Source organism: Aquabacterium sp. (genome assembly GCF_029946005.1).
Taxonomy (GTDB): Bacteria; Pseudomonadota; Gammaproteobacteria; order Burkholderiales; family Burkholderiaceae_C; genus Aquabacterium.
On record NZ_JAQSDR010000020.1, the window covers coordinates 20,103 to 33,079 of the forward strand.

The window sequence follows — 12,977 nt, forward strand, 5'->3', positions numbered from 1 at the left end:
CCATGAATTCTCTTACGACCGGCGGATCGACCACCGGGTATGTTCCGCGCATTGCGGTATTGCTGGTCTGGGCCGCCGTCATGCTGGCCTGTGACCAGTCCCGAGCGCAGTCACCGACAGCCGATCTGGCCAAAGCGAACCCCAATGGCGCCCCTGGTGCTGCCGCTGAATCTGCTGTGAGCAAGGCTGCCGGCGGTTTTGCGCCCAACCTCAGGCCCACTCTCAAGCGCCGTGTAGGCGATGCCGCATACGCGCCCGTCAAACTGCTGGATGATCAAGGGCAGACGCCCGAGATCGAAATGTTCGCCGGCGAATCACGTGTATTGCCAGCCCCCGGCGTTGGACGGATTGCTGTCGGCAACGGGCAAATTCTCACGGCGGCTGCGCTGGACAAGCGGGAGATCCTGCTGTTCGCCAACCAACCTGGCACTTCGTCGCTGTTCATCTGGAACGAAGACGGTCGTTATCAACGGCTCAAGATCAACATTGTGCCTGGCGACACCTCGCGCATTGGTCGTGAAATCGCCGCTTTCTTGGCCAGTATCCCGGGTGCCCGCGCCTCGATCGTCGGCGACAAGGTCATCGTCGAGGGAGATCGTCTTTCCGATGCTGACTTGGGCAAGCTCAAAAAACTCGAAAATACCTATCCGCAAATCGTCAATTTCACCAGTGCTCAAGGCTGGGAAAAAATGGTGATGATGGATGTGAAAGTGGTCGAATTTCCGCGCTCGGAAATGCAGGAACTCGGGCTCAGATGGGGCCCCACTGGAGGCGGCACGATTGGTGCTGTCTGGGCGCCAATCAGGCATGGCAAAAACGGGCCTTACCAAATCAAAATTCCGACAAGCGCCGAAGGGTTGCCCCTCACGGATCCGGACAAAGAAACCGCGACCCTGCACTCCGCGTTGAATGTGATCGGCGGGTTCAACATTGGGCTTAATGCCCAACTGCTGGCTTTGGCCCAGGACGGCAAGGCCGCGGTGCTGGCTGAGCCGCAGCTGTCCGCTCGAAGCGGGTCTGAAGCCAACTTTGTGGCTGGCGGAGAATATCCCTATGCGGTGTCGAGTATCGCTGGCACAACCGTGTATTTCAAGCCGTATGGCATCCAGCTGACCATCAAGCCCACCGTCGATCGGGACGGTTACGTGCGCGCAACGATCGACACCGAAGTCAGCTCGATCGACTCGTCAGTCTCGACACCCCAAGGTCCGGCGCTCAAGAAGCGTTCGACCAAAACAGAATTTAACGTCAAGGCCGGCGAGACCATTGTGCTCAGCGGCATGCTGACACGCGACAGCAGTAACAACATCGACAAAGTTCCTTTCCTGGGCGACATTCCAATCCTTGGCGCGCTGTTTCGTTCGAAGCGTTTCCAGAACAGCGAAACCGAGTTAGTCATCTTCGTGACGCCGATGGTCATTGATTCACACACGCCCGGTTTGGTCGATCGTGTTGAAAAGACCAAGGCTCGCCTCAATGAGCAATTTGGCGCTGTGCCTTACCTGAGCGATCCACTGCAACCAGGTCGGGATGCCGATCTCCTGACCTCGGCATCTGCACTGCCTGAACAGGCTCAGGCCGAGAGCGCCAAGCGTCCATTGCCGACACCGGCTCCCCATCGACCCATCGACCAGCCCACACCCCGCATACCGCTGAATGGTGCTGCGCTGGTGCCCGCCGAACAAAACCCCTTGACGAGCCCAGCCCAGCCTGTAGGGGGATCTAATCTTCGAGTCAAGCTTGAAGGGCTTGTTCTTCGAGCATCTCCCGACATCCGCAGTCCCATCCTCATGCGCTTGGGCAATGGGGCGGTAGTTCAACTTGCGCATCAGGAGGCGCCAGCGGAATTGCGCGATCTATGGCGAAATGTGTCCGTGGGTGCGGTGAACGGCTGGGTGGCCGCAAAATGGGTTGAGCCCACAAGTCGCGCTTTGCCGACCAATATGGTCACCAGCTCCGCAGCCCGCGAAGCGCAAGTTGGTCAAAAGCTGGGGGCGACAATTCCCACCGCCCATTCCGCGCCTTTGACCGCCCCTGCGCTCGACAAGATGGACAAAGTGACTCGGCAATATCGCGTTGTGCTGCCCAAGTTGGCCATGCGAGTTGCGCCTGATGTGAACGCGGCCATCGTCCAACAGATTCCCGAAGGAACGCTGGTCGAAACTCAGGAAGTGAATGCTCGTGGAGGCTGGTTGCCCATCGCGGTCGGCGATAAACATGGCTGGGTGGCGGCCCAGTGGCTTGAGGCTCAACCCTGAGGCGCCCATCATGATGCATGTACTGATCAATGAGCCTGATGGCACCGTGCGCGAGATTCAGGTCGGGGACGACTGCGTGGTCGGCAAAGATGCGAAAAACGAGATCCAGCTGTCCGGCTGGCGTGTCGCGAAAGATCATGCTCGCCTATTCAGGACCCCGTCAGGCGTGCTCGTGGAAGACATGGGCGCCTTCGGCGGCGTGACGGTCAACGGCGAACGAATCGACATTCAGCATGGCCCGCTCAAAGCCAGCGATGTGATTGGCGTAGGGCCCTACAAGCTTCGCGTCAAGGGGGAGAGTGAAGGGGCCAAGCCAACGCGCCCTGAAGCTCAACCCGACACTACGGCGCAAGTGCGGCGCCACGCCCAGGCCGCTGAAATCCTGCAGGCTTCACACGACCACGCGCGACGCGTTCAAAGTGAGATTCTTCGCACGCGGGAGGCCGAAGGCCGTCCCGTGGCTCTTATTGCTCCTTCGCCAGTGCGCATGGAGTTGGCACTCGTCCCCGACCAAGTGCAGCGCGAGGCGGAGTTCGAATGGCGCAAGCGAATCCATGGTTTGTTGCTTGAAACCATGGACCTGCGTCGCCAGGATGTTTCTCGCATGACCGACGAGCGACTGCGCCAGGAAACCGAAAGCCTCATTCGAACGCTGCTCAAGGATTGTGATCGCGAGATCCCGGCGGGGATTGACCGTCAATTGCTTTGCCGTCAAGTGCTCAATGAAGCTGTCGGGCTTGGGCCGCTTGAAGAACTCTTGGCCGATGACCAGGTGACTGAAATCATGGTTAACCGTTACAACGAAATTTTCGTTGAGCGCGCTGGAAAACTGCAGCGCCATCCGCTCACGTTCACGGGCGATCGCGCAGTGATGGGCGTGATCGAACGCATCGTGGCGCCGCTGGGGCGGCGCATCGACGAGTCCTCGCCGATGGTCGATGCTCGGCTGAAGGATGGCTCACGCGTCAACGCCATCATCCCGCCGTTGGCACTCAAGGGCCCAACGCTGACCATCCGGAAATTTTCGAAGCGAAAGCTGGCCGTTAGTGACTTGGTGTCCTATGGGTCTATCAGCCCGGACATGGCCAAGTTTCTGCAGATCTGCGTCGAGGGCCGAAAGAACATGGTCGTCTCGGGCGGCACGGGCTCCGGGAAAACCACCCTACTCAACATCTTGTCGAACTTCATCCCCTCTGGTGAGCGCGTGATCACGGTCGAAGATGCCGCAGAGTTGCAACTCAACCACGAACATCTGATCAGCCTTGAATCTCGCCCACCGAACGTCGAAGGCAAGGGCGGTGTGCCCATTCGCGATCTGGTCAAGAACACACTGCGCATGCGGCCTGACCGCATCGTGGTGGGGGAATGCCGGGGCGCCGAAGCGCTTGACATGCTGCAGGCCATGAACACCGGCCATGAAGGATCACTCACCACCCTTCATGCCAACACGCCCCGTGACGGTTTGGCTCGGCTAGAGACGATGGTTTTGATGGCTGGCATGGAACTGCCCTTGGTGGCCATCCGTGAGCAGATTTCCTCTGCGGTCGACATCATCGTTCAGCAAACTCGGTTTTCGTGTGGCACGCGCATGGTCACGCACATTGCTGAAATCACGGGCATGGAGAGTGGCACGATCCAGATTCAGGACTTGTTCAAGTTTGTCAACCGAGGCTACGACCCGAACACCGGAAAAGTTCGCGGCTACTTCACCGGCTGTGACATGGCGCCTTGCTTCTATGAAGAACTGCTGGCATCGGGGCAGTCACTGGACCTGAACATCTTCAAGCCCACAGTGCCCAACGCGGGCTTTCGTGCTTCAACGCACGATGAAATGGACGAGGAATTGCTGTGAATTCGTCTGCCTTCATCATCACAACCTCCGTGGTCATCGCGCTGTCCGCAGGACTGCTGGTCTGGTTCGTCATGGACGTCGGCACTGCTGGGCTGGCGCGATACCGGGCACATTTCACCTCGAAGGTCGGGTTCCAAGCCAGAGAATTCTTCCTGTTCATCGATCCTCGGCAGCTTTTCGCAGCCAATCTGGCCATCATGGCGTTGAGTGGCATGGTCGTTTATGCCCTCACGGGCAGCCTCGTGCTGGTGATACCCATCATTGGTTTCCTGGTTTTCGCGCCGCGCCTGCTGTACGCATGGATGCGCAACAAGCGACTGCTGACATTCGAAGAGCAATTGCCCGACGCGTTGATGACCCTGTCCGGCGGCATGCGCGCCGGCATCGGACTGAGCGCGGCCATGGCGCAACTCGTGGCCGAATCGCAGAACCCATTGGCACAGGAATTCTCGTTGATGTTGCGCGAGCAGCGATTGGGAGTGACGCTGGAGCAAAGCCTGAACAACCTGTCACGCCGCGTGCCTACCCAGACCACCGTGCTGGTGGTGTCCGCCATGCGGATCGCGGTTGAGACCGGTGGGGGGCTGGCCGAAACACTGGAGCGGACGGCCAACATGATTCGAACCCGCTTGCAGATGGAAGGCAAGATTCGAGCGCTCACCTCGCAAGGCAAGATGCAGGCGTGGGTTGTGGGGGCGTTGCCATTGTTTCTGATGTTCGTGCTGAACAAGATGGAGCCCGAGGCCATGAGCGAGTTGTGGCACACGCCTTTGGGGTGGGGTGTTTTGGCCGTGATCGCATTCCTTGAAGTCATGGGCATCTACGTCGTGCGCAAGATCGTCACCATCGACGTTTGATGAGGCTGCCATGATCAATGAACTTCTTTCCAATGCGACCGTGGTGTTTGTGCTGGTCGGCCTGGGTGTTGGTGTCAGCGTCGCGTTGATCACTTGGCTGGTCAGCGACGCACTCGTCGCCGTGCCCGTTGAGGACCGTGAATTCAAAGACCCGCCGCCCTTGGGCTTTCGATTGCTGTGGTGGCCGATCCAGTGGAGCAGTCATTATCTCGACCCGTATATCAGCGATAAAAAAAAGGACAAGTTAGCCGTCACCCTGCGGCAAGGTGGGCTTGAGTTCAGTGTTCGCCCAACGCAGTACATCGCCGGCCGTGGGGTGGGCGCATTGGTGCTCGCGGGTATGTCGTATCTGGTGCTGGGCAGCTTTGACAAAGACCCGTCGGGCGGCAGATTTTCCGACCATCTTTATCTGCAGGTCTGCGCTTTCGGTGCGTTGTTCGGGTGGGCTTATCCAGCAATCTGGATGCGGGACCGCATGGCCCTGCGTCGGAAGGAGCTTCTCAAAGCGCTGCCGTTTTTCCTTGACATCGTGACCCTTTGCGTTGAGGCCGGTTTGAACATCCAAGGGGCCATGAGCCAAGCGGTTGCCAAGGGTCCGAAAGGCGTCTTGCGCAGCGAATTCCAGCGAGTCTTGCGCGACGTGCGGGCTGGCAAACAGCGCGCGGATGCCATGCGAGCCATGGCCGATCGACTCAAGGAGCCCGCAGTCACAGCCTTCACGATTGCGGTCATCCAGGCAGAGATGATGGGCATGAGCCTGGGTCCGGTCCTCCGTGCGCAAGCGGATCAGCGACGTTCAGAGCGTTTCCTGCGCGCTGAAAAAATGGCCATGGAAGCACCGGTCAAGATGCTTTTCCCGCTGATTGCCTTCATCTTTCCATGCACGTTCATCGTGCTGTTTTTCCCGATCGTCATCAAGTTCATGCATTCCGGCCTTTGACCGGAATTAGCGCAGTTCTACAAAAAATATTCAGGTGAGCATCTATGAAATCCATCGGCCCGCCTGCCTTGTGCAGTGCAGCCACCGGTCGCCATCCGGTGACCATCAAGGTGGCTGACTCTTTCTTCGAACGCTTTTGCGGCCTGATGTTCAGCAAGAGCCTGCCTGCTGGCCACGCCTTGCTGCTCAAGCGTTGCCCCAGTGTGCACACGGCCTTCATGCGCTATGCCATTGACGTGCTGTACCTGGATGGCCAGGGGCGTGTACTCAAGTGCGTGCCCCAACTCAAGCCATGGCGAGTCAGCAGCAGCGGTCTTGGCCCGCTCGCGGCTCGGCGTGTCGGCGGCGTGCACACGCTGGAATTGTCGGCCGGCAGCATCGATCGCCTGCGGCTGCAAGTGGGTGACCAGGTCGACCATGCCTCATTGACCGCCACACCGAAGCTCAAGTCGCGGCCGGACAGCAAGCCGAGCGATGAAGCGCGAGCCGCCCCCGTGCCCCGCCAGCGTGGTGCGGCGATGGTCGAATTCGTGGTGGTCGGACCGATCATCACCCTGCTTGGCCTGAGTGCGGTTCAGTACGGCATGTTTTTCAACGCCAAGAACATGATCAACCATGCCTCGTTCATGGCGGCGAGGGCTGGGAGTTTCTCAAACGCCAAGGTGGATGCCGCCAAGGGTGCCTACATCAAAGCCTTGTTGCCAATGTATGGCGGGGGCAAGGACCTGAGCAGCCGCACCAAAGCATTGGCCGAGGCCAACCTTGAGTTGAACAACCCGGCCCATCTGCGTGTGGAAATCCTCAACCCCACCAAGGAAAGTTTCGACGACTGGGCGGACCCGGCGCTGCAAAGCGCACTGAAGACCGGCAAGCTGCGTGTCATCCCCAACGCCAACTTGGCATTCAAGCTGGCCGATTCAGCCACGGCCCAGCAACTCGGTGTGAACAAGGACTTCAAGAACATCAATGGCGAACTGGTCAAGAAATCATCGGGTCAGAGCCTGACTGACGCCAACTTGCTCAAGTTGCGCATCACGCACGCCTACGAGCCCAAGGTGCCATTCATGAAGGTGTTCCTGATCAACTACATGAAGTGGATGGACACCAAGGAAGACGCCGTGCGCACCGCCATGATCACCGAAGGTCGCATTCCCATTGTCAGCAATGTGACGGTGCAGATGCAGAGTGTTGCCATCGAATCCACCAATCCAGTTTCAAGCCCGGGTGAAGGCAATCACGGTACGCCCAAGGATCCGGGTGATCCGCCCGTCACGGCCGATCCCGGGCCGTCGCCGTCCGACCCTGGTGGCACTGGCACCGGCGGGGGCATTTGCGAAGGGGCCAGTTGCCCCAGTTGCCCCAAAACAGTCAAACAAGTGTTGAATGCCGATGCGCTGTTCAAGTTCGACAAGTCTTCGCTCAGCGACATGTTGCCGGGCGGCACGGCCCAGCTGGACAAGCTCATCGAGTACGCCAAAACCACCAAGCCGACCAGCGTCACGATCAATGGCTACACAGACCACCTGGGCACCCAGGCGCACAACCAGAAGCTGTCGGAGGACCGCGCCAAGACCGTGCGCGACTACTTGAAGGCGCACGGCTTCCCTGATGTTCCCATCACTGTGGTGGGGAAGGCCGACGCCGACCCGGTGGTCGACGCAGAGACCTGCGCCAAGTTGCCCAAGGCTGAAGAAATTGATTGCTTGCAACCCAACCGCCGCGTTGAAGTGTTGCTGCACGGAGTGTGAACCAATGAACCGCCACCAAAAAAACCAGCAAAAGAAATGGGCGGCCTGCGCCTTGTTGCTGCTCAGCCTGCTGGGCAGCAACGCGCACGCGGCAGAGGTGAGCTCCGGGACAGGCGGCAGTTGCAGCCCGTCCACTGGGGGCGACCCGGCCAAGACCTGCACCGGGGCCAGCAACCCAATCAACATCACCAACGGCAACAAGTACCAACGCGAGGTGGACCTGGCGCCCTTGCCCGGCGTGCTGGGCCTGGAGCTGATCCGCCACTACAACAGCGCTTACAGCACCCCCAACAACGTCAACGGCATTCTGGGCCGGGGCTGGAAGCTCAGCTACGAGACCGAGCTGGAGGCGATTGGCAACTCGGTGCAGATCATCCAGGCCGATGGCGAGCGCATCATCTTCGGGCGCAGCCCGCTGAACCGCAACCTGTGCTCGACGCTGGACCCCGCGCAAGGCAACATCACGGTGGCGCGCACGGACCGTGGCGACGAATACCTGTGGCGCCTGCCCTCGGGACGCCAGTTGAGCTTCAACGCCAAAGGCAAGCTGGTGCAGATCCGCGTGCCCAGTGGCGAGTTCGTCAGCCTGCAGCACGACCGGCTGGGCCACCTGGTCAAGGTCACCGACCCGCAGGGCCGCACCCTGGAGCTGAGCTACCTGGACCCCAAGGAGCGCTCCAGCGACCCTGCGCGACCGCGCTTCTCTGGCGTGCAGCACATCGACACCCCGGTGGGGCGCTACAGCTACCAGTACGGCAGCCCTGTGCCCCAAGGCGCCAAGGCCTCGGCCCTGGACGTGTCGGCCAACCTCACGCAAGTGAGCCTGCCGGCCAGCGCGGGGGCCACGCGGCCCAGCCGGCAGTACCTGTACGACGATGCGCGCTGGCCCACCCTGCTGACCGGCATCGCCGTCGGCCCACAACGCATCGCCACCTATGCCTACAACGAACGCGGCTGGGCGGTGCGCAGCGAGCACGGCGCGGCGGTCGACTTGTTGGAGCTGGAACGTGCCAGCCTGATGGAGCGAGGCCGACCCGGGCGGGTCGTGCTGGTGCACAGCAAGGATGCCCAGCACCCGCAAGGCCAGGCGCTGGAAGTGCTCAGCGCGCAAGTGGCGGGCAGCTACCGCATCACCGAGACACGCGGGGTGGCGTGCCCCATCACGCTGAACTGCCCGGCCGGCAACGTGCGCTACGACTACGACGAGCGTGGGCGCACACGCCAGGTCACGTACTTTGCAGCGCCAAGCACCACCCACACCGACAAAGGCTGGCAAGTGGCGGCACTGGGCCAGGCACTGCGCGCTGACAAGTACGAGTACGACGGCCTGGGGCGCACTACGCGCCACACCGAAATTCGTCATGCCCTGAGCGCCAGCGAGCGCATTCCCAAAGAGATCCACTACGACGGCCCCAGCGACCGCATCGCCCTGGTGCGCCAGCCCAGCGTGGTCAGCGGCCAGTGGCACGAAGTGCAAACCCGCTACAACGAGGCCGGGCAAGTCACGCAGATCAGCGAACGCGGCTGGCGCCCGGCTGTGGCCGACGCCCCAGCCCAAGCCATCGAGCGCAGCACCACCTACCGATACGCCCGCATCAACGGCCGCAGCGTGCTGGCCGCCATCGACGGCCCACTGCCGGGCCCGGCGGACACCACCCACTATGACTGGGATGCCCGCGCCGATCACGTGGTGAGCGTGAACTACCCGCAGGGCTTGGTTCACCGCTACCAACGTGACGAGGCCGGACGCATTGCCACGGAAACGCCCCCCGATGGCGTGAGCATCGCGCACACCTACCTGCCCACTGGGCAAGACGCAACCTGGCAGCGCGGTCCCGCGCAAGTCAGCGTGGGCTATGACGCCTTGCTGCGCCCCAGCCGCATTGACCTGCCCGATGGCGAGGTACGCCGCTTTGCTTATGAGGGCCGCAGTGGCGCGGCCGCTGTGGCCACCAACACCGGCCAGGCGCGCTGGATCACGCCCCCGACGTTGCCCGCCGCACCAATGTTGTCCAACCCCGAGATCGAGCGTCTGGTCCAGGCAAGGCCGCCTGAGCCGTGGCGCGGGCAGCAAGTGGTCGTCGATGATTTTGGAGCGCTGGTGGCCCTGCACACTGACACCACCGGCTGGGAAAAGCGCGGCTACGACCTGGCAGGCCGCCTGGTCGAGCGCCGCCTGGCCGATGCCACGCTGTGGCGCTGGCAGCGCGATGCGCTGGGGCGCATCGTGTGGCACGAGGTGAGCCGCCCTGGAGCGGCCAGCCTGCGCACCACACTGAGCTACGCCGGCACGCGCCTGGCGGCCATCGAGCACCCCAACGAGTCCGAGCGCTATGCGCACGACAGCCTGGGCCGCGTGAGCGCCCGCACGCTCATCCGGGCCAAGCTGAGCTACACCGAACGATTTGAGTATGACGCGGCCGACCGCATCACCGCCCAGTACCTGCCCGAGGGCGGCACACTGCGCTACACCTGGGGCGCCGGACGGCAGCTCAAGGCCATCGAGCACGACGACGGCCGCATCAGCGCCGTGCTGGGCCAGGGCGTGAGTCAATGGCTGGGGTGGGGGCGGCACACCATCATCGAGCCGCTGGCCCCGCCACCGGCCAGCGTCGCGGTCGCCGCCAAGGCCTCAAGCGCCTCAAGCGCTCCCCAGGCCCTGGCCCGCGTGCGGCAAGCCGACCAAGGCTACCGCTGGGGCAATGGCGTGGAATTGCACTGGCAGCTCGATCAAAACGGGCAGCTCTCGGGCATGCGCTACCAAGCTTCGCCTGCGGGCTCCTGGCAGCACGCCTTGCTGTCATGGATACCCAGTGCCCAAGCAAACGCGAAGGCCGACCGGCCATTGGTGGAACTGGCCTACGGGTATGACCCGCAAGGCCGCATGAGCCTCCGCGAGGAAGACGGCGCCAGGACCAGCTACGGCTACGACCGGCTCGGCCAACTGCTGGTGGCCCAGGGTACCGCCGATGAGGTGGAGTACTACGCCTACGATCAAGGCCAGATGTTGGGCAGCAAGGTGAAAGGCGCGAGCACCGACTGGCGAGAGGCCCGTACTGAACGCAATGCCAGCGGCATGCCGCAAAGCATTGCCAGCCAACAAGGCAGCACCCGCAGCCTGAGCTACAGCGCCGACAACCGCTTGATCGAGGTCGCGGAAGGCGGCAAGCTTCTGGGCAGCTATAGCCACAACACGCATGGCCAGCGCATCGGCAAGACCCTGGGCGATGGGCGCACCACCGCGTATCTGTGGCAAGGCGAGCAACTGGTGGGTGAGACGCAGCCAGGAGCCAGCGGTGCGTTGGCACGCCGCTACGTGTATGCGCATGGCGTGCCGGTAGCGGTGCTGGACTACCGCCAGGGAGTCAGTCTGCAAGCCGAGGGGGATCAAAACGATGGGGCCTGGCACCAGGCCAAGCAGTGGCTGCAGGGCGCCTGGCGGGCCATCACCGCCAGTTCGGCTGAGCTGACCTGCCTGCACGCCAACGAGATCGGCACGCCCATTGCGGCCACCAACGCCCAAGGCCAGGTGATCTGGCGGGCCAGCTACAGCGCTTATGGCCTGGTCAAGGCGGTGAGCAGGCCCGGCAGCGGCAGCAACGGCTTCGAACTGAATCTGCGCTTGCCGGGGCAGTACTTCGATGCCGAGACCGGCTGGCACGACAACGGCCTGCGCACCTATGACCCGCAGCGCGGGCAGTATCTGGAGCCCGATCCGCTGGGGCCGCTGCCCAACATCAAGGCATCGTTGGTGGCTTGGACGCAAGGGCGAACAGCCCAACCGCTGACGCAGCCCTTTGCGTATGCCAACCACAACCCGCTGATTTACGCTGACCCAAGCGGGCTCATTCTGTTTGCGTTTGATGGCACCAACAACTCTAATCCCCCGCCCGGGGTTGATGACTTCTCCAATGTCTATAAGTTTTATCAGGCCTATGACGACGGCAAAAAATGGTACATGAACGGAGTGGGCCGAGATGATGCGGAGAGCAAGATCAAAACCAACTGGTTTGATCAGTACGATGCCAACACGGCACACGCGCGCGTGGACTACATGTTGAATCAAATCGACGCGTACATGAAGGACACCAAGTTCACGAAGGGGGAGGAAGTGAACATTGACATCGTGGGCTTCAGTCGAGGGTCAGCCATGGCGCGGGACTTTGCCAACAAAGTGGCGCAGCGCTTGCGAGACGATGCTTACAAGGCCTCTGGGGCGTGTGTTGAGCTACGCTTTCTGGGGCTTTGGGACACCGTGGCCCAGTTCGGCGCCAATGGATCAGACAATGGCTCGTGGCAATTGGCCATTCCCTCCGAGGTCAAGAACGTCTTTCATGCGGTGGCCGTTAACGAACACCGATACCTCTTTCCTGGCGAATCCATTGGCCAAAGCGTGCAGCGAGGCTTCATCGGCAGTCATGCTGACATCGGGGGCAGTTATGGAACCGGCGACTTGTCAGATGTGGCGTTGAACTGGATCGTGGAAGAAGCCAAGCTTTCTGGGGTAAAAATGTTCACCTGGGGCGACCTCGGCCGAAAGGAGTGGGGAACGGTCACAAACCCGGTGGTCCATGACAAGAACACCGATGGCGGAGACCGCGATTTCTGCTTGAGGGTCAACAACGAGAAGTGGGCAGACAACTGCCAGAAGCAAAGCGTTGCCAACGTGGGAGGGCTTGACACATCCCAGGCCAAGGCGTTCATCGCACTAAGGGCGAAACCAGGGATGGATGCCGATAAAGAGTCACCGATCACTGGTGATGTTGACATGGAGGCTTACGCCAAATGGCTCAAAGAAAATTACCAATTAGACATCGCATATCAGTGACTTCGATTGCTTTGATGGCCCTGTTGAGCGGTTGCCGGGCTGAAGAGCCTTCGGTAGGGATGACCTTGGTTTATGAGTGTGAGGGACCAAAGATTGTTGTCCACAAGTTCCAGCCCGAAGGAATGCGAGCGGGCGGCCCCGGCGTAGTGGGGTGCGGCCCAAGGGGGGGGGCAGAAATGGCCTTCATGCCGGGTGATGGCCAAGGTGAGATGCCGCGGTATGTGGATGTGGAGTGGTGGGTTCATCCTGCTCAAGAAAACAAATTTAAGAAGCGGATTAACCTTTCCAGCGTGATCGCTCCTGAACTGATTGCTCGTGTTCGAGCTAATGCGCAGACAACGCAGTTGAAGTTGATCATGACGTTTAAAGGTGATCAGTTGGAAGTGAAGGCTGAAGCCTACAAGTGGCGCTGAACTGACGGTGCGATCATGCTCGAAGAAAGAGCCTGTCAGAAATTTTGTGTGTGAGGCATAGCATGTCGATAAGGAGCATGA

General features: G+C 61.1%; 7 protein-coding genes. All 7 read left to right on the forward strand.

Annotated features, from left to right (window positions below; genetic code table 11):
• Positions 1–2: 2 nt before the first annotated feature.
• The 7 genes from PSV38_RS12895 to PSV38_RS12925 are packed head-to-tail and all read left to right on the forward strand — an operon-like array spanning position 3 to position 12,896.
• Positions 3–2,258, forward strand: a complete 2,256-nt coding sequence (locus PSV38_RS12895) for a pilus assembly protein N-terminal domain-containing protein (protein ID WP_300548019.1) — start codon at positions 3–5, stop codon at positions 2,256–2,258.
• A 10-nt stretch (positions 2,259–2,268) separates the two neighbouring features.
• Positions 2,269–4,110 (forward strand): ATPase, T2SS/T4P/T4SS family, encoded by a 1,842-nt coding sequence (locus PSV38_RS12900; RefSeq protein ID WP_300548020.1) that lies wholly within the window; start codon positions 2,269–2,271, stop codon positions 4,108–4,110.
• Entirely contained in the window at positions 4,107–4,967 is an 861-nt protein-coding gene (locus PSV38_RS12905) for a type II secretion system F family protein (RefSeq protein WP_300548022.1), read from the forward strand. Before PSV38_RS12900 ends, PSV38_RS12905 begins: the two co-directional genes overlap by 4 nt.
• A 10-nt stretch (positions 4,968–4,977) precedes the next feature.
• Complete coding sequence (locus tag PSV38_RS12910; protein ID WP_300548024.1) at positions 4,978–5,907, forward strand: type II secretion system F family protein; 930 nt, start codon at positions 4,978–4,980, stop codon at positions 5,905–5,907.
• Between the two features lie 44 nt (positions 5,908–5,951).
• On the forward strand, positions 5,952–7,655 hold the full coding sequence (locus tag PSV38_RS12915) for a DUF192 domain-containing protein (protein ID WP_300548026.1): 1,704 nt from the start codon (positions 5,952–5,954) through the stop codon (positions 7,653–7,655).
• Between the two features lie 4 nt (positions 7,656–7,659).
• Positions 7,660–12,483, forward strand: a complete 4,824-nt coding sequence (locus PSV38_RS12920) for a DUF2235 domain-containing protein (protein WP_300548027.1) — start codon at positions 7,660–7,662, stop codon at positions 12,481–12,483.
• 14 nt (positions 12,484–12,497) lie between these two features.
• On the forward strand, positions 12,498–12,896 hold the full coding sequence (locus tag PSV38_RS12925; RefSeq protein WP_300548029.1) for a hypothetical protein: 399 nt from the start codon (positions 12,498–12,500) through the stop codon (positions 12,894–12,896).
• Positions 12,897–12,977 lie beyond the last annotated feature (81 nt).

What these genes read in the sequence shown, in the direction of transcription:
- PSV38_RS12895 (WP_300548019.1), top strand. Translation starts at nt 3, where the DNA reads ATGAATTCTCTTACGACCGGCGGATCGACCACCGGGTATGTTCCGCGC.
- PSV38_RS12900 (WP_300548020.1), top strand. Translation starts at nt 2,269, where the DNA reads ATGATGCATGTACTGATCAATGAGCCTGATGGCACCGTGCGCGAGATT.
- PSV38_RS12915 (WP_300548026.1), top strand. Translation starts at nt 5,952, where the DNA reads ATGAAATCCATCGGCCCGCCTGCCTTGTGCAGTGCAGCCACCGGTCGC.
- PSV38_RS12920 (WP_300548027.1), top strand. Translation starts at nt 7,660, where the DNA reads ATGAACCGCCACCAAAAAAACCAGCAAAAGAAATGGGCGGCCTGCGCC.
- PSV38_RS12925 (WP_300548029.1), top strand. Translation starts at nt 12,498, where the DNA reads ATGGCCCTGTTGAGCGGTTGCCGGGCTGAAGAGCCTTCGGTAGGGATG.
- PSV38_RS12910 (WP_300548024.1), top strand. Translation starts at nt 4,978, where the DNA reads ATGATCAATGAACTTCTTTCCAATGCGACCGTGGTGTTTGTGCTGGTC.